Here is a 26,873-nt window from a genome sequence, read left to right as displayed (position 1 = left end):
GCGATCACTCGCGCAGCGCCTCGCTGAAGAACCCGATCGACGGGTCCTCCGGCGTTCCGATCAGCATGGCCCGGTCCAGGAGCCCGTTGTTGTGTTCGCAACTGGTCTCGGGCAGCAGCACGCACGCATGGCAGGCGGCCAGGTTGATGCCGCCGACGCCGCTGCCCCCGGACTCGACGCAGAGCGGGTCGGCCGAGCACCACTGGGCTCGCAGCAGCGCCGAACGCAGCGCGGACTCCAGGCGGTCGGGTTCGCCCTGGGCGACCAGCCCGCCGAGGCTGCCCGCCGAGTCGCTGGTGGCGGTGCAGACGAGGAGACCGGCCATGGTCTCGTCCGTGTACAGGCGCTCCCGGAGCGAAGCGGCGGGGTAGCCGCCGTCCAGGCTCCACTCGTTGATGAGGGCGTGGGACAGGGTGTGCAGGAGGACCATGCGCGCATCGGCCGGGGAGTCGGGAACCGAGGCAGGATCCTTGGCACGCTCGCGGAGCATGCGGAGATGGTTGCTCCGGATGCGGTCGGCGCGGGCCGCCACGGCGGCGCTGCGGGCCCAGTCGTCGAGGCGCTCTTCGTCCAGGCGCAGGAAGACGCCCTCGCCCGTGACCTCCATGGCCGGGAGCCAGTCCATCGGTTGCAGGGAGAGCGGGGCCTCGTGGACGTCCGTGTGCGTCTCGGGCATGTCGACGCGGGAGAACGCCTTCAGGGCGCGGACCTCACGGAGCCGCTTCACCAGCATCGGGCCGGTCACCCCGTAGGGCGCCAGGCCCGTCGCGGACGTGCGCGGTGGCTCGCAGACGAACGTGTCCCTGTGGTCCGTCCCTTCCTCGGGACGGCCGGCGACCAGGCGTTCGTACTCCTGTCTGCGCAGCGCCACATAGGCGCTGTCGGTGCCGTGGTCCTCGTCCTGGGCGGTGTCCTCGTGGTTCTCCGCCTCCAGAAGGCTCATGACCCGATCGACCGAGAAGGTGTAGTTCTCCTGGGCGCCGATGGCCTTGAGGAAGCCCTCCATTCCGATCGGGTTGTCCTTCATCGCGCGGAGGGTGTCCCAGTGGGGCTCCAGACGAGTCGTGTGACTGTCGCTCCACGGGGGAATCGACAGGGCCGTTCTCACGACGGGCTGCCAGACGACGGACGAACCGCGCTGGAGGGTGCGCGGCTTCTCCGCGCAGTCCTCGACGGCCGCCTTGCCCAGCCAGGGGCGCTTCCCGCCGCAGTAGACCTTCAGGTCCGCCAACGCGGTACGACGGAACGCGCCCTCCATGGACACCTCCGGGATCCCGCAGGTGCAGGAGATCAGGATCGACCGCAGCGACGCCGTCCTTCCGCTGGTGCGCATCCGCAACTCACCACCGCACAGACCGGCCTCGCCGTCCTGTCTGTTGTTGCGGTGCGCCCACTTCCAGTACGGGAAGTCCTCGATGTGTCCGCGCGGACAGGCCATGACGAAGCGCGAGGGAACCAGGTCCTCGGCACACTCCCCGCACTCGTTCTTGCCGGGGGGAGAGTTGAAGCGGCTCACGTGCTGGAGTGCGTTGCACTCGGGGCAGGAGTGCCAGAGGGGAAATCGGCGGACCCGGACACCGTCCTTGCTGGTGTCGTCCGAGGCCGGCGGAAGGAGGAACGACTTCACGCCGAGCACGCGCGCCAGACGGTGCTCGTAGACGGTCGGCGCGTCGGTCGTGTTCCAGGAGTCGGTGCCGCTCACCATGAACGACTCGTTGTCGACGGCGACGATCGAACCGACCCCGTAGGTGGTGATCATCTGCGCGCGGCGCACCGAGCCTCGACGCGGAAAGCTGCGTTCGGGCGTGCCGGCCGCCCTGCGGCGTCGGGCAGGGGGCGGTGTCATCGGGATGCCTCCATGAACAGGGCTGATTCGGCGTCCACGTCACGCAGGCTCCAGAGCGTGGACCAGGTGTGCGGGTCCTCGTCGTCGAACGCGCTCAGCAGGGAAGGCGTCCGGTTGCCGCGACGGGGTTCGTACACGAGTCCGCCGTGTGCCTCGGCCTCGCCCTCCCACCAGTCGACGAACGCGTCGAAGGCGTCGGCTGTCGGCCGGAGCTCGTCCGCGTCGACCGACTCGACGCGTGCGAGCAGCGGGACGCGGACCACTCGCTCCAACTCCTCGCGGAACTCGTGGATACGACCGGCGCCGTCGTTCGGCCCCGCGGCCGGAATGAGGATGCGGGCCAGGGCCACGACCACGGCGTGCAGGCCCCGGTCGCGTGCGCGCGAGGAGAAGGGCGTCACGCTGGTGGACTCGACCTCGCGGTACAGGGCGGAGTGGAAATGCTGGAAGCTCTCGTAGTGGGAACGGTCGCGGGAACGCGACGAGTTCAGCATCACCGCCACCAGGCCCGGATGCCGGCGCCCGACGCGGCTGGTCGCCTGGATGTACTCGGCCGTCGTCTGGGGCTGGCCCATGACCGCCATCAGGCCGAGCCGGTCCACGTCGACACCGACCGAGATCATGTTCGTGGCCAGCAGGACATCGGCCACATCCGGATCCGGCAATCGTTTCTCCAGCTGCTTGAGCAGCCTGGGAACATCACTGGAACTGGCCCGACTCGTCAGCTCGATCTGCTCGTCCACCCTGCGCACCGGACGTTTGTCGCGCGCGGCCAGGTACTCGACGTAGTCGACGACGTCGTCGTTGACCTGCAGTTCGGCCGCGGCCAACAGGCGGAGGCTGTTGAAGTAGCCGACGAGCGTCCAGTACGCGTCGCGCACCTGGTCGTCGACGTCGACCTGCTTGGCCCGGTGGAGGAGATTCGCGTAGGTGCGGATGAGCAGCGTCGCCTGGCTGGTGCTCGGTGTGAGGAGCCCGACGTACTGACGACTCGCCTTGCGGTCCCTCGGCGTCTCCACCGCGAACCAGGAGTCCCGTGCGTCGATGCCCGCCGGGGGGAACTGCGCGACCTTCCGGTCGAAGAGCATCCTCCCCTGGTCCGAGGCCCGACGGATCGTGGCGGTCGAGGCGATGACCTTCGGGCGGTTCGACAACAGGTCCACGGCCGTCTCGTACAGACCGGTCAGGGTGCCGAGCGGGCCCGAGATGAGGTGGAGCTCGTCCTGGACGATCAGCTCGGGGGGAGGCGTGCCGTCCGCGCGGTCCCGGTTGAAGAGCGAGGCCGTCTCCACCCGCCACGGCATCGCGGCGAACTTGTCGACGGTGGCGATCACCAACGTGGGCCGGGCGTCGTACACGGACTCGTCGACGAGGTGGACCGGGAGACCGTCGCGGAAGTCGCACCAGTCGTCGGGACAGCGGACACGCATCCGCCGGGCCTCCGCGTCGACCTCGTACTGGAACGCGTCCAGTCGTGTGCCGCACCAGGGACAGGCGTGCAACTGGACCGGGTTGCGCTCCTGGAGCTCGCGCTCCTTGCGCAGCTCGACCAGGCTCTCCTCCGCGTCCGAGAGACGGTTGGGGGTGGCGGACTGACCGACCCACATGCCGATGGAGATCGGCTCGTCGCCGAGCGCCGCCACGTTGTCGAGACGGATGCGCTCCATGGCGCAGATGAGGGCCGCGGCCCGCTCGAACTGCTGAAGGGTCAGCAGGCGCAGGGTGTAGCGCATGAGCACGGTCACGCCGGCACCGCGTTCCTTCAGCCTCAGACGCCGCAGGAACGTGGTGAAGGCGATCAGCCCGAGGTACGCCTCGGTCTTGCCACCACCGGTGGGGAACCACAGCAGGTCCGCGATCCCGCGGTCCTCGTGCGTGGGGTCGACGATGCCTTCCAGACACAGCAGCACGAACGAGATCTGGAAGGGGCGCCAACGACCGCGCGTCTCGTCGGGCGCGCCCTCGCGTCCGTTGCGCACCCACTCGCCCCGGGCCCGTTGATGGGCCATGGCGCGATTGGCCAGTCGGAACGCGCGCATCGCGTCGGGGTCCTCGGCGAGGATCCGGATGCCGTGCCGCATCCGTGCCAGGGCCGTGCGGCAGTGCGCGATCTGCGCGTGTGCGGGATCCGCGTAGAGCGTTCCCCGGAAGCCGGCGGACTCGGACTCCCGTCGGTCGATCCACTCCTCGTAGTCGGCCGTCAGCCTCGTCAGCGAGGCCAGGACCTCGCTCTCCGGACGGGTCGCCAGACCGTGCATGGTCAGGGCCGAGTCGTCGATGTCCGGGTTCGAGTCGGTCAGCAACACCTCGTGCGCCGGCAGGAACTCCGTGCGTACGGAGGTGACGGCGGAGCGCTCACCGTGCGGGGCACCGATCGGTGGCGGGGTCCAGTCCCACTCCGCCGCGCAGCCGTGCCCCATCGCGAAGGTCGGGGCGTGGCGGTGGAGCAGCCTGGACGCGGCCACCTCGGGGTCCACCGCGCGCCGGCCGGCGGGCCGCTCCACGAAGGCGGGCGCGCCCGACGGCGTCGTCACGGTGAGTCGGGGCTGGTAGAGGCAGTGCGCGTCCTGGAGCTCCCGTTCACTCACCCGGTGGGTGTTGATCAGGGTGACGGTGACCGTGACGGTCCCGGCCATCGGCGGGCGCACCAGGATCTCCACACGGACCCCCTCGTGCAGGGGCGGCGGACGATGCAATGTCGGGGCCGTGACATCGACGGTCGTGGGACCGAGGTCGAGGGCACGCCGGCGCCAGTGCTCCTTCTGGTCCCGGACGGTGCGGGCCTCCGCCCGCGAGGCCGAGATCGCATGTCCCCGGGCGTCGACCGGGTCGTACATCGCGGCCTCCGCGTGCACGACGATGCTCGACGACTGCGTCGGGTCCACGGCGAACGTGATCCCCATGGAGGAAGGGCGGCGGTCTCCCGTGCCGGAGGTCCCGAGATCCGGCGCCGGTTCCTCGACGTCGCCGCGTCCCCGGGACAGGGGGACCGTGTCCAGTCCGTCCACCTCGGCCTCGTCGTCTTCCATGGCCCGTTCGGCCCCCGGGTCCGAGGGGCGGGGGAAGAGGACTCCGACGGGGTAGGCCGTGACCGGGGGGTCCTGGGTCAGGATCTCGTCCGGATGCCCGGGGCCCATCAGGTCGCGGCGGAGCTGATCGACGAGCTCCTCGCGTACCGCGTAGTGGGCGGCGTGCGGCTGCGACACGTCCCTCATCGGTCGTTCTCCTCGTGTGTGTGCGCGTCGGTCCACCGGTGGCGACCGAGCCCCGACATGCGGGGGACCATCCAGACACCGTGCTCGCCCAGTCCGGCGCGTGACCCGGAGGCCGTGCTGCCCGCCACGCTCTCCAGACAGTCGACGCGGAATCCCTCGACGATCGTGGGCCAGCTGACGTCCCAGGTCCTGTTGATCTTGAGCGAGCTGTACAGGTCCTGCCGGAAGGCCTCCGAGGCGACGGCCACAGGGCGGTCCCGGTGGAACACCGTGTACGGCGGGCTCTCGTCCGAGGCCAGGGGCATCCTGTGCTGCAACCGCAGCTCCAGCGCGTCCCCCGGGGCGACGGAGGAGGCCAGGTAGTCCTGCACCTCGCCGGCGTCGTGCTCGAAGCCGTCGGTGCCGGGGGGATGCTCGCGGGACACGTCCGTGCCCGCCGCCGAGATGCCGTACCGCTGATACGCCTTCCAACCGGCCGCGTAGTACCGGCCGGTGCGGCGGTCGCGGCGGATCAGGGCGGTGTCGGGTGCGTCCAGACGGAACAGGTCGTCCCGGGGGCGGGTCATCGCCACGTACAGGGCGCGGGCCTCCGCGGCCGGGTCGACATGGGTGTGCTGCTTGCGCAGTTCGGCGAGCGTCGGCGGCTCGACCACGATCACCCGGTCGAACTCCAGGCCCTTGGCCCGATGGACCGTCGACACCACGAGACCGGCCGGTTCCGCGGTGGCGAGGTCGTCGGGGAACCTTCCCTGCGCCACCGCCCGTCGGACGGCGGCGACGTCCAGGGTGCCCCGGGGCCCCCGCGCCACGGTGCGCAGGGACCGCCAGATCCTGGAGAGGTCGCCCACGGGCACGACCGGCCCGGAGCCGATCAGCTCCAGGAAGCGTTCCTCCGTCAGCGACGTCGATCCGGTGCCGCGCAGCACCGCCGCCACCCATGCGGGCACCGGCCGTGCCTGGAGGTCCCGCTGGAGTCGATGACGCACACCGTGGGCGAACAGCCGCTCCGAGAGGGCGAGAGCCTGTCGGTTGTCCCGGCACAGGATCGCGCACGTGCCCCCGAAGTCCCTCAGGGAGTCGAGGGTGAATCCGTCGTCCACCGACCCGAACGAGGGGCAGGTGCGGAGGACGTCGATCAGCCGTTGTCGGACGTCCTCGCCCGCGGCCTCCGCGGCCGAGGACTCGGACGGCAGTCGGTGCAGCGAGGCGCCGAGGGGCAGGGCGAGCTTCGCCTCGGGGGTGCGCGCCCTGAAGTTGGCGGTCAGGTGCAGCTCCACCAGATCGTCCGGGTAGGAGGCCCGCAGCCAGTCGAAGAAGTAGTTCGTCTCCGCCGCGCGGGCGTCCTCGTCGGACACCTGGAATCCGTAGATCGCCTGTGCCCCGTCACCGACCACGGTGAAGCCGCAGCCCTCCTGGAAACGGTCGAGCAGCGTCTCCACCATGTCCCGTCGATCGCCGACCAGGTCCTGGACCTCGTCGACCACGACATGGGCGGGTGCGCCCTGCTCACTGTTCTCGACCGCACCCCGCAGGATCGCCTCCGTGGCCTCCCCGATCCGTTCGTCGAAGCGCAGCGCGCTCCAGTCCCGGTCGGGTTGCTCGTCGCGCAGGAGGGCGTACGCCCAGGAGTCGAAGGTCTGGACGCGGACCCGGCGGGCCTCACGGGCGTGGAGTGCGATCCGCTCCCGCAGTTCCCGCACCGCGGCCCGGGAGAAGCTGAGGACCAGGATCTCCCGGGCCTCCAGCGCCGCCTCCTCGTCGCCCATGAGCGCGTCCAGCCGGCGGACGAGCGTGTGCGTTTTGCCGGAACCCGCGCCCGCCGTCACCAGCAGTCGGGTGTCCCAGGGCCGCCCGACGACGTCCCGCTGCTCCTCGGTGAGCGGCGGGCTGTCGAGGTACGCGTCGGTCACTGGGCCCTCCACAGGTGCTCGAACTGGGTGAAGGCCAGGGCCTTGTCGTAGTTCGTGATGTTGTCCCGGACGTTGAGGATCAGGCACTCCTCCTTGCCGCCGTTCTCGGGGCCGCGGAGCCCGCGCCCGATCATCTGTTGGTAGACGTTCGGGCTGTACGTCGGACGGGTGATGACGACCGCCCGGGTGGCGGGCGCGTCGAAGCCCTGTGTCAGCACGCCGTAGTTCGTGAGGACCCGCACACGTCCTCCTCGGAACGCGTCGATGCTGCGCCGGCGCTCGCCCGTGGAGGTGGCGGAGTCCACCGACGCCGCGGTGATGCCGAGGCCCTTCAACCTCGCGGCCAGGACCTTGGCATGGGCGACGGACGTGGCGAAGACCAGCACCGGCCAGTCGTCCGGCATGGCGGCGATCTCCTCCAGGATGCGGCTGTTGCGATCCTGGTCGTCGGCGAGCCGCTGCTCCGCGGACTTCGCGAGCAGGCTCAACTGATCGGCCTGCGCCTTCTCGACCTCGGTCAGCTCGATCGTGCCGCCCGGCAGCTCCCGGTGGCGGACCCGCGCCAGCATGCCGAGTTCCTGCAGTTCGGCGTACGGATCGCCGGAGGGGAACACCCCGTCGTCGAGCCGGGTGGCGCCGAACCGCTGGACGAGACGCTTGGTCTCCGCGTCGTTCGTGTTGCGGAAGGGGGTGGCGGTCAGTCCGAGCAGATGGCGTCGCGTCTCGTGCGCGGTCAGTCCGAGGTGCGTGAGGATCTCCGTGTACTGGGGCGAGATGGCGACATGGGCCTCGTCGACGATGACGAGGCAGGCGTCGCGCAGCCACGCGTAGTTCTCGGTACCGAGACAGTTGCGGAGCTTGGCGTCCGTGGCGACGACCAGGTGCGGACGCCCGGTGACGGGTCCCGCCTCGTTGGTGGTCCACAGCCTGCTGATCGTCAACGGGGTGTTCGCCCCCACCTTCGACCAGACGAAGCTCCAGCTCTGCACGGCCTGCTCGCAGAGTTCCTCGGTCTGGGCGATCCACAGAATGGGGCCGTTCAACGTGCCCATCTGCTTGACCCACCGGATGACGGCCTCGGCCGCCACCCGCGTCTTGCCCGCGCCGGTGGGCAGGGAGAGCATGGCGCGCTGCGGGCTGAGCCGGTCGAGCATGGCGAAGACCTTCGCCGCCAGCCGTTCCTGGTAGTCGTGGAGACGGGGGAAGGCCGTCGGTCCCGCGACCTCGATCCGGGGTGCCGGCGACGGCGTACGCGCACCGGCGAAGGAATCGGGGAAGCCGAACTCGGAGACGAACTTCACGGCCGCCGACGCCCCGGTGAAGCCGGACGGGGCATGGCTCGGGTAGGCGAGCTGCAGGTCCCGTGCGTGCACCTGGAGTACACCGTCGCCGTGGGCGTCGTAGGCCAGGCGGGCGATGCGCCGCGGGGACGGCTCCTCACCGCCGGGCGCCGGCGGTTCGCCCTCCAACAGCCCCGGGGGAAGACCGGCCCGGAGCGCGGGCGCGCCGATGAGCAGTTCCAACTTCTCCTCGACGCTGCTCGCCTGCCGGACCCGTCGCAGGGAGGCCTGAAGCTCCTGGTCCGCCTCCTGTCGGGCCTGCGCGTCGAGCACCGCTCGGCATCCCGACTCCTTGAGCCCCCACCGCAGTTCGCGGTCGGCGGCGACGAGCGTCGCCAGACGGTCCGCGGTCTCCAGCACGAGGACCGTCGTGCCCTGCAGCGCGCTGTCGAGCGGGGTGGTGGTGGATCCCTGAGGTGTCCTGAGTACCTCCTCCAGCTCCGAGCAACGCAACAGTCGCTGGCTGTTCACCGTCGGACCCAGCCGCTGGCGCAGCGTCGGGAACTCGTCCGTCAGGAGCACCGGCTCACCGACCGCGACGTGGCGGTTCTCCTTGTTGATGACATCGGCGTGGCGCAGCATTCCCCATGTTTTCACCAACAGCGCCGCGTCCTCCGGCCCACCTGCGAACAGGGCGGGGATCTGCTCGGCGCGCAGGGCCCGGTACTCGGCCTCGGTCGCCGCCACGGCGATCTCGTGGTCCTCACGGGTGGCCCACTCGGTGCCCACGCGGCAGCGGGTGAGTTGGTCGGGGAAGTCCACCTCCAGACGGGTCAGCATCACATAGGTGCGCCCGACGAAGGCGTCGTCGTCGCTGGTGCGGAGCTGTTCGAGAAGGCGGTCCCACTGTTTGGTCGGGACCTCGTCGACCAGCACGGGCAGGTGCAGCTTGCGGGCCTTCTCCTCGCTGATGTCGGCGACGGGCAGCACGTCCGCGTACGCCTTCAGCTGCGGGCCCACGGCGTCGGTGAGCGGGACCACGCCCTGGGACGTGGACACCCGTCCGTGGCGGCGCAGCATCCAGCGCAGCGGTGAGTAGATCGGCTTGCGGGTCGACGCCTGGACACCGACGTGCAGGGTCCAGGTGTCGATGACGCTGTCGTCGGGCAGCGTCCTGACGAACGCCGCGCGGCCCTCGTCCGACAGCAGCTCCAAGAGGTGCAACGGGCCACCGACGGGCGAGCCCTCCAGCTTGATCCGGGAGATGCTCGGCCGGGCGGCCTTGCTGCTCAGGGTCCGGCAGTAGCTGTCGTACATCGCGGTCCGGTAGTCCTCGAACCACGTCTCGTTCGTCGGTCGGTGCCCGTGCGTGGGCCTGTCCCGCATGCCGAATTCGCGCAGGGTCCGCAGATCGTCCGAGTGGAAGGACGGGTCCACCGCCACGGAGGCGTCGCGGGATCCGTCGCCGGGCACGACGGGGCCGGGCAGCAGGCACTCCCGCATCCGGTGGAACCGCCCGTCCACCGTGCGCACGGACAGGGTCCCCAGCGGATCGGGCACCCGGGCGGTGACCTCGCCGCTGACCCGGCTGCCGCCCGCGTTGTGGAACAAGTCCCAGAAGCGGGCCCAGTCCTGGGGGCCGTAGTTCTCGACCCCCTGTTCCAGCACGCCGATGAAGCGCCCGCGGGGGTCGGCCTCGCGGATGCCGATCTCGCCCAGGTCACCGATCAGGGACTCGTCCTCCGAGAGCCTCGGGTCGACGTACGTGGTGCCGTCGCGCAGTCCGTCCTGCACCGTGCGGCGGAAGACCTTGCCCACGACGGGGGCGACGAATCCGCTCTCCTCGGTCAGTACGATCCGGGCGCTGCGCGCCTCGGCGGCGAAGGGGGAGCCGTCCCGGATCATCGCGGCGAGGATGCGGATCGCGACGGCGGAGGCCTCGACCGTCCCGTCGGACACCAGCGCTTCCAACCACTCCCGCACGGTCGCGCGGCGTTGCTTGGTCTCCTCCAGGATGTGGGCGACCTTGCCCGCGCGGAACTCGGCGTCCTCGATGGACGGATGGATCCAGTCGGACGGGCGGCCGGGGTAGGCGCTCCACATGCGCAGCCATTCCGGCCTGAGCGGCACCTTGTTGTGCGACGCGGGGTGCACCCGGAGGTCACGGGGGACGCGCAGCACGCCGTCCTGGTCGGGAAGCGACGGTCGTTCGGCCGTCAGTTTCCAGATCTGTTCCGTCAGATACCTGTCCGCCCAGTTCAGCGTCTCCTTCATCCGACCGGGAAGCAGGGGAAGGTAGGCGGCCGGGTCCCGCCGCGGGGCGAGGTGCGGCAGGGAGTCGACCACGAGACCTGCGGCGACGCGGATGATCTCCTGGTTGAACGGGCTGGAATCCAGAAGGTTCTGCCGGTCCTCGTTGGTCTTCCACGCCCCGTTGAGAACACCGCTCAGGGTCATCGGGTACTTCGTCGGGAAGAACGACCAGAACTGGCCGCGACCCCGGGGCGTGGTGAGCACCGTGTCGCCCGTGTACTCGGGAACGGCCCAGGAGATGTCGATGGTCCCCCGGTCGTGCATCTCACCGGCGCTCGCGCGGGCGGCCTCGGAGGGCCGGTGGGCGTGGGTGAAGACCTTCCACGTGGAACCGGATTGGGGATGCCCGGTGCGTGTCTCGCGAACGGTGTGCAGGAACCCGTCGTGGTCGGCCGTGATCTCGCGGCGGACCGGCGGAAGGCTTCGGGTGTCCTCCAGGACCACGGTGCCGACATGGGAGGAGAACAGCTGGAACAACACGGGGAATTCACGTGATTCGCCGGCCCTGGCCGGGGTGTCGTGGATGTCGCGTCCCAGCCGGTCGGCGGCTCCGGGCAGGAGAGGCAGCCGCACCACGGTGGTCGCCCAGCCGAGAAGGGTGTCCAGGACGGGGTCCGCGAGCCGTTCCCTGTCGGCGTCCAGGGGACGGGCCATGCGCAGCACCGGTGCCTCGAAGGCCTCCTCGGGGGAGGCGCCTCGCGCCTTCCTGATCTCCTCGTACGACCACACCCGGTCGAAGCCGAACGCCCCTGAGATACTGAAGAACTGGGGAGTGTCCGTGACCGCCAGGATCGATTTCACGCCGACCCCGAACCGACCGATCTGGCCGCCCCGCTTCCGCGACACGCTCATCCGGAGAATGGTCTCGGCGCCCTCGGGCGTGACCGGCGTTCCCTCGTTGGCGCAGTAGAGATGCGCATCGGTGAGAACGACGTGGACCTTCCCGCCGGGCGTGGCGGCGATCTCGTCCGCGGCATTCTGTACCAGCTCGAACAACTGGCGGTCTCCGTAACCGCCCTGGGTGATCCTTCGCTCGCCGTTGGCGTGCTCCAGAATCAGTCCGGGATCCACGCGGTACGTCTCCAGGACGCGCGCCGACTGGTCGAGGATCTTCCGAATGACGGGCGAGGCTCCCGAAGTGCCCGTCACATCGCTGTGGTTCAAGGTGATCCCATTTCATGGCCGTGAGATGAACGTGGGGGGAGCGGGGGCCGGCCGCTGCGGGGCACGGCCGGCCCTTCGAACTCAACGATAGGTGGCGGACGTCCGACGAGGAGCCCGGTCAGTCCAGGTCGATGACGAGGACGAGGACGATGGTGCGACGACGGGGAGCGGGCCCGCGGCGCCGGGGCGGACGCCGGGTGTCGCTCCGGTTCGACGGGTGCGTCAAGGACACCCGGACACGGCGGCGGCGCGAACGCGAGGACCGACGGCGACGGTCGCGCGGGTCACCACCGCGCGGGGACTCCTCCTCACCGGGACCGGACGTGCGGGCGGCGTCCCGCCGTGCGCGGGCGGCGCGGAGGGCCTCGATGCGGGCACGCGTCGTGCCGATGGCATCGAGGAACTCGGACCGCAGCTCCGGGTCCTCGATGGAGTCGTACCGGTCGACGAGGTGGAAGTCGTCGTCGGGGTCGTTCGCGCTCGAACTCATGATGATGTGTGCCCTCTTTTGCGAGAATTGTGCGGCGTGAAAGGGTGCCGGGTTCAGGGAATGCCGGTGGCGCACGTGCAGAGGGCTGAACACACGGAATGCGTGGAATGCGACGTGTGAATTCAGCAGGCGAAAGGTTTCTTTGGACGAGTGGACCCGAATGAGGTCCCGGAGGAGCGGGGTGGGAGAAGAGAACCGCATTTCTCGGGTGAGAGCAAGGGGCTCCGCGAACTTCTTGAATCCCGGTGCACGCCGACGTGTGATGGTGTCAGGGCACAGCAAACAAGGCACCTGGACAAGCGTGCTTTCCGAGCCCGGGTAGGGCTCCGCGTCGACTCTGCCATTGATCGGGGGAGAATGCAAGGGCCGAATGAGCTCTCGCAAAAGGGGGCAATTCGGGCCAACCGGGGAAGCGGGTCGACCTGGGACATCGGTTGAATTTCTGAACCTTGTGGTGCATTTGGATCGATGGAAGTGATGGACCTTCCGAGCGTCCCCATCGGGTGTCAAATTTCGTTGTCGGCCCTGCTTGGCGTGTCAAATTTCGTTGTACGGTGGTCCCCATGGTTGTGAGCGCGACTGAGGAGTGGTGACGTTGGACAGCGGCATGGACTTCGGTCCCTGGCTCGCCCGACAGCTGAAGCAGTCGGGGCTGAGCCAGGCCGATCTCGGCGAACGCATCGGCATGACACGGGCCGCCGTGTCCGCGTGGATCACCGGACGGGCCACGCCCCGCGAGGAGACCATCGCCAAGATCGCGGAAGCCCTCGGCACCGACCTGGGCACCATTCACACCCGCACCGCGGACACCCTGTCCGGCCGTCCCGTCACCTGGTACCACCGCCCGGGATACGCCGACGGTGGCCGCGACTTCGGCAACGCGGCCGCGTTCGCCTTCGAGGCCGATGTCGAGGTGCTGGCGCGCGAGGCGACGCAGAACAGCCTCGACGAGCGGCTCGACCGCGACCAGCCGGTTCGAGTGCGTTACACGCTGCACGAGTTGACGGGGGAGACCCTGGCCCGGTTCCGCGAGGAGATCCGCTGGGACGAACTGCTGCCGCACTACCGGGCGGCGGCGGCGCAGGACCAGAAGGTCGGTCGCGTCATCGCCGCGGGGATGCGTGACATGTACGAGCGCGACCGCCTCGTTCTCCTGCGCGTCGACGACTACAACGCCTCGGGTCTGACCGGTGACGACTACGAGACCGGTCGATTCGCGGCCGTGGTCCGTCGGCAGCTCGACAGCCACAAGTCGGGGAGCGGCGCGGGCGGTTCGTACGGTCTCGGGAAGGCGACACTCTGGGCGACGAGCCGTCTCGGCCTCGTCCTCATCAACTCCACCCTCTCCGAGCCCCACGAGGGACGCACGCAGCGCCGTCTCATCGGCCGGCTGGAGCTTCCCTGGCGCGAAGTGGACGGCGCCCGCTGGGCGGGCCCGGCCTGGTTCGGGCGCCCCGATCCGGATGCGACCGACTCGAACGTGGCCCGTTCGTGGTGGGCCGACGAGGACAAGGTCGAGCGTCTCCACCTCACCCGCGAGAGCGACGAACCGGGTACGTCGTTCCTGATCGTGGGCGCCCACGACGTGGCGAGTCTCGTCGACCCCGACGCCGAGAGGAACGGCGGCGAGGACGACGACAGCGTGACCCGGATGCACAAGCGGCTCGTCCAGGCGCTGGGTCGGAACTTCTGGGCGGCGATGACCGTCGGCGAGACGCGGCACCCTCTCCTGGAGGCGTCCGTGAGGACCTTGCGCAACGGTGCCGAGATCATCGCGGAGGAGCGGGTCGATGCCCGCACCGAACAGCCGGCACGCACCCGAGCCCTCCAGGCGTTCCTCGACGGCACGACCGTGGAGCGTCTCACCGAGTCCGGCCAGGTGGCCATGAGGACCGTGACGCTGGACGTGCCCGCCCCCGCCGGGGGGAAGGGGAAGACCGCGCACAGTGCCGTCCTCCTCGTGACGGAGGGGGACGACGTCACCAAGTCGAACCATCTGGTCATGATGCGGGGCAACCGCATGACCGTGCGGACGGCCCGGGTGAGGGATCTGCCGCTGGGGACCAACCCCTTCCAGGCGGTCCTCCTCGCGGGCCACGCCGCCGGCGACGATGCCCCAGGCGCCGACGAGGCGGAGGACTTCCTCCGGACCTCCGAGCCGCCCGAGCACAACAAGTGGGGACAGACGGAGGAACTGCGCACGCGGTACTCGCCCTCGGCATGGCGACGGATCACCGCACTCACCGCCGACGCGAACCGGGCCGTACGCGAACTGGTCGTCGTGCCCCGGAAGAAGCGGGCGGGCGGGGCCGGGCAACTGCGCAAGAACCTGACCATCGGCGGCAAGCGGCCACCCCGCCCCGCCGGTCCCGCCGTGCTGCCGACCCTGGAGGATCTCGTGGCCACCGTCGACGCCGACGGAGCCTGGTGCGTCACCGGCGAGGTGAAGGTTCCCACCGGTGGGGACTCCTTCCTGCTGAGTCCGGTGGCCAAGCTCGACGTGCGTTCGGGACCGCGTCCGGTCCTGGCCTGGTCGGAGCTCGTCGCCGTTCACAACTGCGAAGTGGTGGACGGGGCGCTGCACTTCGCCCCGCACGCGCGAAGGGCGACGTTCAAGGCGAGGACCGACGTCTCCACGCACCCCGTGAGCGCCGTGTTCACCGGACTGATCGTCGAACTCGCCACCGACCGGGGAGGCCGGGCATGAGGGGATATCCGTACGAGCGGCTGGCCGGCTCGGTGACCTTCCGGGTGACCGCGGTGGAACTGCGCGGTCCCGGGGAGATCCGGGAACCGCTCGACACCCGGGCGTTCTCCACCGTCGAGCAGGTGGTGGCCCTGGGGTTGGCCGAGCGGAACGACTGGGAGACGGCACGGCTGACACTCACCGCGGTGATTCCCGGACGCGCGAGCGCCTCCGACGGGCCGTGGACCGACATCCGGGTGGCGGTCGTGCTCACCGAGGGGGCCACCAACGCGCGCACCACGGTGTGCCTGGAGCCCGGTGCGGAGGGCGGGCGCGAATGGGTCGGACACCTCGACCTGTGGCGGGACGACCACCTCGACCGCGCGACGATGACCGTCCATGTGATCGCCACGGTCGGCGGGGTGCGGGGACGCGTGATCGCCGCGTCGGACAGGGACTGGATCGTCGATCTGAAGTCCGACGTCCCGCTCCGCGAGCGGGAACTGGAGGTCGCCCAGGTCGGGTTCCGGGAGGGGCCCGAGTGGCTGCGCGCCTTCGGGGACATGCCGTGGACCGTCGACACCTCCGGAGAGGTGCCCACCGTCCATGTGAACAGCGACTTCGAAGGCATGGCCGATCTGATCGAGGGCCACGGCACGGCGACCGAGAGTCTGGTCCGGGACCTCCTCCACGCGCAGATGTGCACGGACGTGTGGACGGCCGTGTTCCACACCGCCATCGGTGATCTGGAGGTGGAGGAGGACGGCACGCCGCTCTTCCCCCAGGACTGGCGGGGCGAGGTGCTGCGCGAGATGCTCCCCGACGTCGTGCCCGGCCGGCCGTTGGAGGACGCGCTCCGCGTGGTCCACACCGGCAGGACCGGAGCGTCCGGATGGACCGAACTCCAGCCCCTCATCCACTACGCGGCCACGCGCAGGGCCGATGTGCCCAAGGTGCTGACCGCGACCATCCGCGGCCTCGACCGACTCGACAGGGAGACCGACTCGTGACCAGCAAGCCCAGTCATCTCCCCGAGCGTCTGGCGCACCTCGCGGACCTCAACGCAGCCCGTTACATCACCGAGGGCCTGCTCACCGGCAAGGAGGACGTCCCCGCGATCGCGCTCAACAAGGTCGCCGAACCCCTGCCCGGTGACGCGTTTCGGGGCACACTCCAGCCGGTGCGCGATCTGATCGACGACGCCCTGCACGAGTTCGGCGAGGGAAAGCCCACCGCCGCCGATGCCTGGCTGGCACCCCGTCTCCACGCGACCCTGCGGCTCACGCGCCGCGAGGCGTCCGACCGCGGCCTCTGGAACTACCTGGCGCTGGGGGTCGCGCCCGACTATGTCGTATGGCGGCACACCACGGAGCCCCGCAAGGGAGAACCGCCGAGGGTCGCGGCGACGCGATTCCGCGGGGCGTCCTACACCCAGGCGTTCGCCCGGCTGTGGTGGGCGGCGGAACTGTTCAGGAACGGTCCCGACTACGGCCCCGTCGAGGTGGCCTGCACGCACCAGGACGTCCTCAACACGGCCCTTCGGCTCGCCGTGATCGACCACCGTCCCACGGCGCGGGCGCTGATCGGACTGATCGAGCGGGGCACCGTGCGTACCGGGCGCGAGATCAATGCCCTGGTCCAAGCGGTCAACGCGTCCGCCGCCACGCTCATGTACGACGTCCTCGCACCGGACGTGGAACGCGACGGCCGGCCGTCGGCGGAGTGGATTGCCGCCGCCGAATGGGCCATGGCCGTACCGCGCAGGACCCTTCCGATCGGGCCCGACGAGGAGAAGGCGCCGGAGGAATCGGTGGCCGCTCTCGTGGAGCACTTCGCGGAGCTGTTCGCGGGAGCCCCCGTACGCGGGAAGAATGCCGAGGGCGAAGAGGCGGAGTGACGGGCCCGGGGCCCCGCGTCAGGGGCCTTCGGCCGTGTCCTCCGAGGACGCGGACGGCGGCTTCCACTCGGCGAGCCGCGTGAACCACTCGTCCTTCGGTGCCTCACGCAACAGCGCGAAGCTCAGGACGTGCAGGGAGAGGCGCGGGGGCACGGCATTGCCGATCTGCTGGGCCACGTCGGTGGACCGCCACGGATAGCGGGCGGGGAACGACTGGAGGAGCCCGCCCTCCTCGAACGACAGCCGGTCCAGTTCCTCGCCGACCTCCTTCTCGCCCGACTCGTTCTCCTTCAGGAGGAAGAGCCGGTTCCGGCGGAACTTTCCGGTGATCGTCGCGGCCGGTTCCTCCGAGGTGCGGCGGCCCCGGTTCTTGGGGTCGCCGCCGGAACCGTAGTTGGAGACCAGGACGAAGTCGCGGGGCCGGGTGGCCGCCAGGGTGGCGCCGATCGACACCCAGGGGTCCTTCTCGGGTTTCCGGGACTTCGGCTCCCGGGCCGGCTCCGACTCCTGGGACGCGAACAGGCCCTGCTGTGCGGTGGGCGGTTCCTCGCGGAGCGGTGCCGGGGCCGCGGCAGGCAGTCCGCCCTTGCGGTAGGGCTGGTGGGTCTTCTCGGGGAAGTCCGGCTCCCTGTCCGTGTTCTCCGGGTCCCACTGGGCGATCAGCACCGCGCGCCGGCGCGTCTGCGGGACGCCGAAGCGCTCGGCCTGCAGTACGTGGGCATCGGCGGCGTAGCCGATGCGCTTGAGCAACTTGGCGTAGAACCTCCACACGGGAAGCACGGTGGGGACCTGTTCGAGGACCACCACTTCGTACGGCCGGCGGCGTTCGAGCTTCGCCTCCATGATCCAACGCAGCGGCTGGAGGACGAACCCCGTACGTGCGTCGGACATGGCGTCGGTCTCGGCCTTGACCACCTTCCACACTTTCCGGAAGGTGGCGAGGTCCTCGGGGGCGGTGAGGCACTCGGCGAGCCGCTCCACGTCCTTCAGAGCCTTGTAGCCCTCACGCTTTCCCGCCACGGAGAACGACTGACACGGCGGTCCGCCGGTGAGGACGTTGGCGTCCACGACCTCCGGATCGCACGGCCCCAGCGCGGCGACGTCCTTCTCTGTGGTGGTGCGCAGACCGGCCGCGGCACGCGTCGCACGAGTCGGGTCGTCCCACTCCACCCCGATGCTCTCCACCCCCATGATCGTGGCAGCGATGTCGATGCCGCCCGGACCTGCGAAGAGATCCACGATGCGGAAATGCGCAGGGGAGGGCGAGGGGTGGTGCGGGGCGGTCATGGTAGGGCAGTCTAGCCGGCCGGCCGGCGTGATCCGAGCGCCCTCGTGGCGTTCACCCACTCAGGGCCTCCGCGACGGCAAGGCCCAGTGCCTTCCCCACAGGCGGCGGGGAGGCGTGACCGATCTGGCGGTACCGAGCCGTTTTCCTTCCCGCGAAGAGCCAATCGGCCGGGAAGTCCTGCAACAGCGCGGCCTGGGCGTCCGTGAGCTTGATCAGGTCCGAACGGCCGTCGTCCTCGGGGCCCGGGACCATATCGGCCAATGCTCCGCCGTTGACCCCCATCCGGGCCCAGGCCGCCTTCGTGCCCGACGGTCCCAGATCGGCGCCGCCCCGATTGTCGGAGCCGCCGACGAGCGTCGGCGCGACGGCGCTCGCCGCGTCCGCCCAGGCGTCGGCGCCGCTCCAGCCGCGGGCCGCCATCGAGCGCCGCAGCGCCTCACCCACCGAGGTGTGCGTGGTCACCGTGGGCGAGGGCGGGCGGAAGCGCTCGGCGTACCGTTCCTTGAGGGCGACGAGCACACCCTGCTTCCGGACCTGCGGCACACCGAAGTCCGCCGCGTTCAGCACGAACCAGTGGAGCCGGTACCCGAGGTGTTCCAGTTCCTCGTGGACGAAGGCGCGGAGGGGCGCGAACGCCGCGGCTTCGACCAACCCCGGTACGTTCTCGATGATCAGGGCGCGTGGCTGGATCGAAGGAGCGAGGAGGACCGTCGCCCGCAGGAGCAGCTCCTCTTCGTCGGTCTCCGCCCTCGTCGCCGTCGCGCTTGACCGGAGGCGGGGGAGACCGGCGGACAGCAGGTCGACGTCGTAGGTGTACGGGTGCTCGTCCGGTACGAAGTCCAGCAGGTCCGTCTCCAGGACCTTCCAGTGCGGCCGGTTGAGCCCCAGCGTCTCGCACGCCACGGCTTTTCTGTCCAGCAACAGCACTGGCTCGAACCCGGCCTGCTCCAACCCGAGGGCCAACCCGCCGGCCCCCGCGCACACGTCCACGAACCGCAATCCGCTCACGAGCCCCCGCACTCCTGCCCCGTCCCCCGTCCCGTCCGTCGTTCGGCGTTCTCACGATCCACCGTCGCGGCCACCTGCTCGGCGACCTGCGTCGGGGCCTGGTGCTCCCAGAAACGCAGCACCGTCCACCCCTCGGCGACCAGGTGTGCCGTCGTCTCGTCGTCCCGCGCCATGTTCCGGTCCAGCTTCTGGCGCCACCACTCCGCGTTCGACTTCGGTTGCGTGGCGTGCTCGGGGCATCCGTGCCAGAAACACCCGTCCAGGAACACCGCCACCTTCGCCCTGGTGAAGGCGATGTCTATGGTCCGCCGCGACATGTGGGGAACCCGCTCGTTCAGGCGGTAGCGGTAACCGGACGCATGCAGCAGCTTCCGGACGGCCACCTCGGGGGTGGTGTCGCGGCTGGCCTGCCGGCTCATCCGGGCGGAGACGGCGGGGGAGGACGGTTTGACGGTGTTCATCACTGCTCAGTCTCCTACGTTCCGCCTTGCCCGTGATCGGCAACCGGAAAATCATCCGGACCCACCGGTGGTGACGAACGACCCCTCGCCGCCCGTCCGCCGGCCGGGACCGGGTCAGCCAGGGTTGACGGGCGGACCGTCGAACCCGGTGGCGATCGCTCGTCGGCGTAGTGCCTCGGCCAGGAACTCCATCTCCACCCGTGTGCCGACGAGGCCCGTCTCGCGGAGGGTCGTCGCTCGGGCCCGTGCCTCGGGCAGGGGGAGGTGGAGCGCGTCGCGCAGGGCTTGCAGGACGGCTACGGGGTTCGGTTCGGGGTTCGTCAGCTGGAGGCGCACCGGGCCGTGCTCGGCGAGGAGGGCGTCGCGGATTCTGGTGGCGGTGGGGCCGGACACGCCCTGCTCGCACCACGCGTGGGGGCAGCCGGTGCACTGGCCGGTGATGCTCCACCGCACCCGGCCGCGCTCGATGTACTCGCCGAGCTCCAGGGTGAGGGGACGGCCGCACTTCTCGCAGCGCGTCGTGGTGGTCACCCCTTGCGCGATCATCGCTCTACCGGCTCCGCCAGATCCCGCACGAACACCAACCCCCGCTTCCCGCTCAGCGTCACTTCCTCGCCCGTCGGGACGAAGCCCGTGCGGGTCAGGACGGCGCGGGAGGCGGTGTTGGTGGTGGCGGCCGCGGCGTGGAGGGTGGTGAGGGCGTAGGTGGTGGTGCAGAGGGTGAGGAGGTCGTGGACGGCGGTGGTGGCGAGGCCCCGGCCGGTGGCCTTCTCGGCGAGGCGGAAGCCCAGGTCCGCCGTGCCATCGGTGACGTCGACGATGTTGAAGCGGCCCAGGATCTCGCCCGTCCCCTCCGCCACGAGGACGTGGAAGTGGCAGACGCCGGCGGACTGTTCGGCCAGCAGGGAATCGAGGCGGGCCTCGAACTCCGCGAAGTAGGCGTCGCCCCGGTCGGGCACCGAGGCCGCGAAGAAGGCGCGGTTCTCGCGTTCGAAGGCGAGGAGGGCCGGGGCGTGGTCCGCACGCAGGCGCTCCAGACGGGGGCGAGGGGTGTGGAGGGGCATGGGCATGGGCGGAGGGTACGCGGGGCCCGCGCCCCTCGGCATCGGGATATCGGAACCCGCGCCCCTCGGCATCGGGATATCGGAACCCGCGCCCCCCGGCATCGGGATATCGGAACCCGCGCCCCTCGGCATCGGGATATCGGTGGGGGAACAGCGGCGTCGGGGTGTTCGATGCTGCCGGTCCCCCTACCCGTCCGGGCGGGCCCGTGGTCACCCCGCCCCGTGGCACTCCCGGTACGTCCGGTCCGCGCCGCACCAGCACGGGGCGGAGCGGGGCGGGGGCCAGGGGAGGGCGCGGCCGCGGGCGGCGAGGGTGGTGGCGTACTGGGGGAGGAGGTCGGGGTCGGCGGGGGAGGCGGCCTCGGAGGCGGCGAAGGCCTCGTAGGAGGGGACGGTGCCGGTGACGATGCCGAGGTTCGGGGTGCCGGTGGCGTGGAGGTCGCGGAGGGCCGCTTCGATGCGGGCGAGGTGGTCGGCGTGGGAGGGGTACTCCGTGGCCAGGCCCGGGTACGAGGCCAGGAGTTCGCGCAGTTCCGGCTCCGGCCAGTGGAGTACGGCCACGGGGAACGGGCGGGACAACGCGCTGCGGTAGGTGCCGAGTTCGGCGCGGAGGCGGGTGATCTCGGCGCGCAGTTCGGCCGGGTCCGAGGAGCCGAGGGCCCAGAGCCGCTTGGGGTCGTGGAGTTCGTCCAGGGGGACGGCGGCCGTGTGGAGGGCGTCCGCCAGCTCGTCCCAGGCGTCGTGCCCGGCGCCCATCAGCCTGCGCACGCGGTGGCGGCCGGTGAGCAGCGACTGCGTGGCGTACGGGACCTCCTCGCCGGGGGCGATGAGCAGCGTCAGCGCGGCGGAGAAGAAGTCGTGGGCGGCTTCCAGCTCGTCGTGCGCCTCCAGGGTCTCCGCCGCGATCTCCCACGGCGCGGCTTCCCGGGGCGCCGCCGTCCGGATCCCGTCGATGATGGCCCTGGCCTCCGCCTCGTGGCCGTACTCCCACAGGTTGGCCGCGTTGAGCGCCTTCACCAGATACGGGTGCTCCGTGCCGGGGTGGTCGAGCAGGGTGTCGTAGAGCGCGGTCGCCCGGACGCGCTCCCCGGCGAGTTCCAGATGGGCGGCGGCCTGGAGCAGCAGGGGTTCGTGGTCCTCGGGATACTGCGCCGCGGTGCGCAGCAGGCGCTCGGCTTCGGTGGTGTGGTCGGCAGGCGTGTCGGGGCGCATGTCCCACACCGTACTGCCGTATCTCCGCGCGGCGGAGGCTTGTTCCGGCTGGGGGATCGGCGCCGCGGCGCGGACGGGGGCGTGGGGGCAAAGGGACGGCGGGTGTTCTCCTCCCCCACGGGAGAAGGACCGTGCGCGTTCTTCTTCCCGTGGGCCGGGTGACGGGCCGCGAGCCTGCGGGAGGGGGCGGGCCGCGTCGTGGGTCTGGTGACTTGCCGGGGCCGGGCCTATCGTGCGGCCGTGCGCGGGCTGATGCGGATGCGGGAGCGGGTGCGGGAACGGGAGTGGCTCCGGGACCGGGACCGGCAACGAGGCCGGGATCGAGAGCGGCAAGGGGTGCCGGAACGGCAACGTCGGCGCGGGCGGATTCCCGTCGTCGTGCAGCGGGACCTGCGCGGGCGGCGGCTGGCCGCGCGCGGGCTGTGGACGGGGGCCGAACTCGTCATGACCCTCGGTGTCGTCCTGCTGCTCCTCGTCGCCCATCAGCTGTGGTGGACCAACCGGCAGGCCCGTGCCGAGGCCGCGCACACCGTGGACGCCCTCCGACGGGACTGGGACGACGGGGAGCCGACCGCCGGCCCGGACCCGGCTGCGGGGCCCGCCGACGACGACCCCGCCGTGACGGACGACGACGGGGGCGGGGAGGAGGGCGGCGACGGTGGTGGCCGGGCGCGCCGGGTCGCCGCGTCCCCGCCCCGCGCCTCCCAGGCGTACGCCGTCCTCCGCATCCCGCGCATCGGGCTGACCGCCCCCGTCGCGCAGGGCATCAGCAAGCACGGCGTGCTGGACAAGGGGTACGTCGGCCACTACCCGCGCACCGCGCAGCCGGGGGCTGCCGGGAACTTCGCGCTCGCCGGGCACCGCAACACCCATGGCGAGCCCTTCCGTTACATCAACCGGCTCCGCGTCGGCGACCGGATCACCGTCGAGACCCGGGACGCGGTGTACACGTACACCGTCGACAAGACCCTCGCCCGCACCCAGCCCGGCGACGGCGGGGTCATCGCGGCCGTGCCGCGCAGCAACATCAAGCCGTACACGGGCTACCGCACCGCCGGTTCGTACGTGACGCTCACGACCTGCACGCCGGAGTTCACCTCGCGGTACCGGCTGGTGGTGTGGGGGAAGCTGACCGGGGCGCGGGAGCGCTGACGGCGCCGGACGAGGACGAGGCCGTAAGCTTCCGCGACGTGCTCAGACGACGTCCGCAGGTGCTGTGGTTGCTGGTCCCCTATGTCCTCTACCTGGGGGCGCTGCCCTTCGTGAACCGGGTCGAGCCCGTCGTGCTCGGGCTGCCGTTCCTCTTCTTCTGGCTGCTCGGGGCGACGCTCCTCACCCCCGTCGCCGTGTGGCTGACCCGACGGGGGGACCGCCGGTGAACGCCGCCGTCGCGACCTCCGTCTTCGGGGTCTTCATGGTCGCCACCGTGGCCCTCGGCCTGCTCGCCGTACGGGGCCGGCGCGGCGGCGGGGGCGGGCTCGCCGAGTGGTCGGTGGGCGGGCGGAGCCTGGGGACCGTGTTCATCTGGGTGCTCATGGCCGGTGAGGGCTACACCAGCTTCAGCTACCTCGGCGCCGCCGGCTGGGGGTACAACTACGGGGCGCCCGTTCTGTACGTCGTCGCGTACATGTCCTGCGGCTACGCCGTCGGCTACGTCGTCGGGCCGATGCTCTGGGCGTACGCGCGCCGGCACGGCCTCGTCGGGATCACCGACATGGTGGCGCACCGCTTCGGGCGGCCCTGGCTGGGCGCGCTCACCGCCGTGCTCGCGACCGTGTTCCTGCTGCCGTACATCCAGCTCCAGATCACCGGCATGGGCGTCGTCGTCTCGACGATCTCCTACGGCGCGATCAGCCTGAACTGGGCCTACTTCATCGCCTTCGCCGTCACCACCGGCTTCGTCGTCGTCAGCGGGCTGCGGGGCAGCGCCTGGGTCTCCGTGCTCAAGGACCTGCTGGTCATCGTCACGCTCGGCTTCCTCGCGCTCTATGTGCCCGTGCACTACTTCGACGGGTACGGACCCTTCCTGGACCGGCTCGTCACCGAGAAGAGCGAGTGGCTGACCTTCCCGGGGCACGGGGACAGCGGCCTCGGACAGGCCTGGTTCATCACCACGTCGTTCCTGAACTCCCTCACCGTCGTGATCTTCCCGACCACCGTCGCGGGCTACCTCGGGGCCAAGAACGCCGACGTCCTGCGCCGCAACGCCATGTGGCTCCCCGCCTACAACGTCCTGCTCTTCGTCCCGATGCTGCTCGGCATGGCGGCGCTGTTCGTCGTGCCGGGGCTCGTCGGCGCGGAGTCCAACCTCGCCCTGTTCAAGCTGGTCGTGGACTCCCTGCCCGCCTGGTCCGTCGGGGTCATCGGAGTGGCCGCCGCCCTCTCCTCCATCGTGCCCATGGCCGTGTTCATGCTGGTCATCGGCACGATGTGGGGGCGCAGCGTCCTCTCGCTCGTGCCCCGGTGGGAGCGCCACCAGAAGGGCGCCGCCCAACTGGTCGTCGTGATCGCGGGCAGTCTCGCCCTGCTCCTCACGTACACCGCCCCCAACACCCTCGTCCGGCTCTCGCTGATCTCGTACGAGGGAATGGCGCAGTTGCTCCCGATGGTGCTGCTGGGGCTGATGTGGCGGCGGCTGACCCTGGCCGGGGCGTTGAGCGGGCTGGTCGTGGGGGTGGGGGTGGTCTGCGGGTTCGTGTTCACGGAGAACGATCCGGTGTGGGGCGTGAACGCCGGAATCGTCGCGCTCGCGGCGAATCTGGCCGTGGCCCTCGCCGTCACGTACGCCGGTCCGCGCGACCGGGACGACCGCCCGGACGACGAGGTGCTGGCCCGCGACGAGCTGGAACCGGTGGCCGAGCCGGCGGCGGCCGGCGGGGCGGGGTGAGGCACGGGGTCCGTACGGGCCCCGCCCTCATCCCCGTTCGCGCAGCAGCCGCAGGGCCGCCGTCGCCACCAGGGCCAGTCCCACCGACAGCAGCAGCGCGCCGTCCGCGCCCCAGCCGGTCGCGGCGACGGCGATGGTCACCGCGACGCCCGCCGAGGAACCGATGTAGCGGGCGGTGTTGTTCGCGCCCGAGCCCATCGCCGCCCGCTCCTGCGGCACCGACTCGATGGCCAGCCGGGGGAGCGCGGCGTTCAGCAGACCGCTGCCCGCCCCGGACACCACCAGGGCCGGGAGCAGCCGCAGCCACTCCTCCCCGCCCAGGTGCCCGCCGGGGTCCAGGGTGCCCAGCAGGACCAGGGCCCCGGCCGCGTGCAGCACGAATCCGGCGGCGGCCTGGCGGCGGGCGGCCACCCGGCCCGTCAGCCGGCGGGCCTGGAGCGCCACGGCGAACGCCGAGCCCGACCAGATCAGCAGCAGCCATGCCGAGCCGAGCGATGACACCCCCAGGGACCGCTGGAGCAGTGTCGGCAGATAGCTGAACAGGCCGATCACCGAGAGCCCCGTGAACAGTCCGCCGGCCGCCGAGGCCAGGAACGGACGGCCGCGCAGCAGGGCCGGGTCGATCAGCGGGGCCGCCGCCCGCCGCTCCACCGCGAGGAAGACCGGAACCAGTGCGAACGAGGCGAGCAGGGGCAGGACCACGGCCGGGCGCGCCCAGCCGTCCCGGCCGAGCGTCAGCGCGGTCAGCAGCGCCGTCATCGACGTGCCCAGCACCGCCGCGCCCGCCAGATCGGGCCGACCGCCGCGCGGGGAGCGGGACTCGTCGAGGACCCGGGCGGCGACGGCCGCCGCCGCCAGGGCGGCCAGGCCCAGTACGGCGTACGGCAGCCGCCAGTCGAACGGTCCCAGCCACCCGGCCAGCAGCGGGCCGAGCGCGATCCCGGCGCTGACGAACGCGCCCCAGACCCCCGTCGCCCTGATCCGCTCGTGCCCGGCCGGGAACGCCCCGACGAGCAGCCCCAGGCTCGTGGCCAGGATCGCGGCGCTCGCCGCGCCCTGGGCGACCCGGGCCAGGGTGAAGGTGAGGGTGTCGTGGGCCAGGACGCCGAGCCCGGAGGTGAGGCCGAGGGCGAGCGTGCCGGCGAGGAAGAGCCGGCGCCGGCCGTAGTCGTCGGCGAGGCTGCCCGCGACGAGCAGGACCACGGCGAGGCCGAGCGGCGCCCCGTTCAGCAGCCAGGCCTGGCCGGAGGGCGGGGTGGCCAGGGCGGCGGAGACGCCGGGCAGGGTGGCCATGGGGGCGGTGTAGTTCATCAGCGCCACGGCGGTGGCCGCCGAGGTGATCGCGAGCGTCGCGCCGGGGCGGCGGGTGGGGGAGCCCTGGCCGCCGTGCGGCGCGGCGGCCGCCGGGGCGGCGGTGCGGGGTCTGGGGCGTACGGGCTGGGGCATGGCATCGCTCCGGGGGTCGCCGGGTGGTGCGGAGGCCGTCCGCACCACCCGGCGCATCGGTGAGTTCGGTGACTGAACTCTCTGGGTCGCTGACGCTAGCACGGTCAGTTCGTTCACCGAACCCATATCCCGGTAAAGTTCGGTCACCGAACTCTGGCTGGGTACAGTGGGCCCATGGCCCTCGGCAAGGACTACGTGAACCAGCAGTGCTCCATGGCCCGCGCCCTGGAGGTGGTCGGTGAGCGCTGGACCCTCCTGGTGGTCCGCGACGCCCTCTACGGCGTGCGCCGCTACAACGACTTCCTCGTCCACCTCGGCATCCCGCGCGCCGTCCTCGCCACCCGCCTCCAGACCCTCACCGAGGCCGGGGTCCTGGAGAAGCGCCTCTACCAGCAGGCCCCGCCGCGCGAGGAGTACGTCCTCACCGAGAGCGGCAAGGCCCTCTGGCCCGTCGTCCGCGCCCTCAGCAGCTGGGGCCTCGACCACCTCCCCGGCACCCTGCCGATGCGGCTGTTCGTCCACGCGGAGTGCGGCACGGAGGTCGACGCGTACGGCATCTGCCCGGCCTGCTCCCTGCCCGTACCGCCCGAGGAGACCGAGATGCGGCCCGGCGAAGGGCTCGACACGGAGACCGACAACCCGGTCGACCGCGTCTTCCTCACCCCCCGCCGGCTCCTGCGGCCCATCGAGGCCGATCGTGTATAAC

General features: G+C 71.1%; 19 protein-coding genes. 7 read left to right on the top strand and 12 right to left on the bottom strand.

Annotated features, from left to right (window positions below):
* Nucleotides 1–4 precede the first annotated feature (4 nt).
* The 5 genes from drmB to ACFVDM_RS18895 all read right to left on the bottom strand — a co-directional run bounded on the left by drmB (nucleotide 5) and on the right by ACFVDM_RS18895 (nucleotide 12,218).
* Nucleotides 5–1,846 (bottom strand): DrmB family protein, encoded by a 1,842-nt coding sequence (gene drmB, locus ACFVDM_RS18915; protein ID WP_383640677.1) that lies wholly within the window; start codon nucleotides 1,844–1,846, stop codon nucleotides 5–7.
* Nucleotides 1,843–5,061: a helicase-related protein gene (locus tag ACFVDM_RS18910; RefSeq protein ID WP_383640674.1), complete on the bottom strand. Its 3,219-nt coding sequence runs from the start codon at nucleotides 5,059–5,061 to the stop codon at nucleotides 1,843–1,845. The genes drmB and ACFVDM_RS18910 overlap by 4 nt, the downstream gene beginning before the upstream one ends.
* Nucleotides 5,058–6,971, bottom strand: coding sequence for a UvrD-helicase domain-containing protein (locus ACFVDM_RS18905; RefSeq protein ID WP_383640671.1), 1,914 nt, complete (start codon nucleotides 6,969–6,971; stop codon nucleotides 5,058–5,060). The genes ACFVDM_RS18910 and ACFVDM_RS18905 overlap by 4 nt, the downstream gene beginning before the upstream one ends.
* Complete coding sequence (locus ACFVDM_RS18900; protein ID WP_383640668.1) at nucleotides 6,968–11,728, bottom strand: DEAD/DEAH box helicase; 4,761 nt, start codon at nucleotides 11,726–11,728, stop codon at nucleotides 6,968–6,970. Before ACFVDM_RS18900 ends, ACFVDM_RS18905 begins: the two co-directional genes overlap by 4 nt.
* 118 nt (nucleotides 11,729–11,846) lie before the next feature.
* Nucleotides 11,847–12,218, bottom strand: a complete 372-nt coding sequence (locus ACFVDM_RS18895; protein ID WP_383640665.1) for a hypothetical protein — start codon at nucleotides 12,216–12,218, stop codon at nucleotides 11,847–11,849.
* Between the two features lie 607 nt (nucleotides 12,219–12,825).
* Here ACFVDM_RS18895 and ACFVDM_RS18890 point away from each other — a divergent pair.
* From ACFVDM_RS18890 to ACFVDM_RS18880, 3 genes are read left to right on the top strand one after another with little or no spacing between them, the layout of a single operon-like run.
* Nucleotides 12,826–14,925, top strand: a complete 2,100-nt coding sequence (locus ACFVDM_RS18890; protein ID WP_383641013.1) for a helix-turn-helix domain-containing protein — start codon at nucleotides 12,826–12,828, stop codon at nucleotides 14,923–14,925.
* Complete coding sequence (locus tag ACFVDM_RS18885) at nucleotides 14,922–15,914, top strand: hypothetical protein (protein ID WP_383640662.1); 993 nt, start codon at nucleotides 14,922–14,924, stop codon at nucleotides 15,912–15,914. Before ACFVDM_RS18890 ends, ACFVDM_RS18885 begins: the two co-directional genes overlap by 4 nt.
* Entirely contained in the window at nucleotides 15,911–16,801 is an 891-nt protein-coding gene (locus ACFVDM_RS18880) for a DUF6339 family protein (RefSeq protein WP_383640659.1), read from the top strand. The genes ACFVDM_RS18885 and ACFVDM_RS18880 overlap by 4 nt, the downstream gene beginning before the upstream one ends.
* A gap of 18 nt (nucleotides 16,802–16,819) precedes the next feature.
* On the opposite strand, the gene ACFVDM_RS18875 is transcribed toward ACFVDM_RS18880, so the two are convergent.
* From ACFVDM_RS18875 to ACFVDM_RS18850, 6 genes are all read right to left on the bottom strand, one after another.
* Nucleotides 16,820–18,088 carry a DNA cytosine methyltransferase gene (locus ACFVDM_RS18875; RefSeq protein ID WP_383640656.1) on the bottom strand — a complete coding sequence of 423 codons (1,269 nt, stop codon included), beginning with the start codon at nucleotides 18,086–18,088 and terminating at the stop codon, nucleotides 16,820–16,822.
* 52 nt (nucleotides 18,089–18,140) lie between these two features.
* Nucleotides 18,141–19,097: a DNA cytosine methyltransferase gene (locus ACFVDM_RS18870; RefSeq protein ID WP_383640653.1), complete on the bottom strand. Its 957-nt coding sequence runs from the start codon at nucleotides 19,095–19,097 to the stop codon at nucleotides 18,141–18,143.
* On the bottom strand, nucleotides 19,094–19,558 hold the full coding sequence (locus tag ACFVDM_RS18865) for a very short patch repair endonuclease (RefSeq protein ID WP_383640650.1): 465 nt from the start codon (nucleotides 19,556–19,558) through the stop codon (nucleotides 19,094–19,096). The genes ACFVDM_RS18870 and ACFVDM_RS18865 overlap by 4 nt, the downstream gene beginning before the upstream one ends.
* 114 nt (nucleotides 19,559–19,672) lie before the next feature.
* Nucleotides 19,673–20,089 carry a hypothetical protein gene (locus ACFVDM_RS18860; RefSeq protein WP_383640647.1) on the bottom strand — a complete coding sequence of 139 codons (417 nt, stop codon included), beginning with the start codon at nucleotides 20,087–20,089 and terminating at the stop codon, nucleotides 19,673–19,675.
* A gap of 11 nt (nucleotides 20,090–20,100) precedes the next feature.
* On the bottom strand, nucleotides 20,101–20,628 hold the full coding sequence (locus ACFVDM_RS18855) for a GNAT family N-acetyltransferase (protein ID WP_383640644.1): 528 nt from the start codon (nucleotides 20,626–20,628) through the stop codon (nucleotides 20,101–20,103).
* Between the two features lie 204 nt (nucleotides 20,629–20,832).
* Nucleotides 20,833–21,834, bottom strand: coding sequence for an SEC-C domain-containing protein (locus ACFVDM_RS18850; protein WP_383640641.1), 1,002 nt, complete (start codon nucleotides 21,832–21,834; stop codon nucleotides 20,833–20,835).
* Nucleotides 21,835–22,278: 444 nt separating this feature from the next.
* Between ACFVDM_RS18850 and ACFVDM_RS18845 the strand changes: the two genes are divergently transcribed.
* From ACFVDM_RS18845 to ACFVDM_RS18835, 3 genes are all read left to right on the top strand, one after another.
* Nucleotides 22,279–22,986, top strand: a complete 708-nt coding sequence (locus ACFVDM_RS18845; RefSeq protein WP_383641010.1) for a class E sortase — start codon at nucleotides 22,279–22,281, stop codon at nucleotides 22,984–22,986.
* A 68-nt stretch (nucleotides 22,987–23,054) separates the two neighbouring features.
* Nucleotides 23,055–23,213, top strand: a complete 159-nt coding sequence (locus ACFVDM_RS18840) for a DUF3311 domain-containing protein (protein WP_359082505.1) — start codon at nucleotides 23,055–23,057, stop codon at nucleotides 23,211–23,213.
* The gene (locus ACFVDM_RS18835; protein ID WP_383640638.1) at nucleotides 23,210–24,721 is read left to right on the top strand and encodes a sodium:solute symporter; all 1,512 of its coding nucleotides are present in this window, start codon (nucleotides 23,210–23,212) and stop codon (nucleotides 24,719–24,721) included. Before ACFVDM_RS18840 ends, ACFVDM_RS18835 begins: the two co-directional genes overlap by 4 nt.
* Before the next feature lie 27 nt (nucleotides 24,722–24,748).
* Here the strand turns inward: ACFVDM_RS18835 and ACFVDM_RS18830 are convergent, their stop codons facing one another.
* Nucleotides 24,749–26,167 carry an MFS transporter gene (locus ACFVDM_RS18830; RefSeq protein ID WP_383640635.1) on the bottom strand — a complete coding sequence of 473 codons (1,419 nt, stop codon included), beginning with the start codon at nucleotides 26,165–26,167 and terminating at the stop codon, nucleotides 24,749–24,751.
* A gap of 174 nt (nucleotides 26,168–26,341) precedes the next feature.
* On the opposite strand from ACFVDM_RS18830, the gene ACFVDM_RS18825 reads away from it, so the two are divergent.
* Nucleotides 26,342–26,872, top strand: a complete 531-nt coding sequence (locus ACFVDM_RS18825; RefSeq protein WP_383640632.1) for a winged helix-turn-helix transcriptional regulator — start codon at nucleotides 26,342–26,344, stop codon at nucleotides 26,870–26,872.
* The last annotated feature ends 1 nt before the right edge of the window (nucleotide 26,873 follow it).

It is taken from the genome of Streptomyces sp. NPDC057682 (genome assembly GCF_042799575.1).
In the GTDB taxonomy this organism is placed as follows: domain Bacteria; phylum Actinomycetota; class Actinomycetes; order Streptomycetales; family Streptomycetaceae; genus Streptomyces.
The sequence above is the reverse complement of the archived record's forward strand: the minus strand, read 5'-3'. Positions and strand labels throughout refer to the sequence as shown.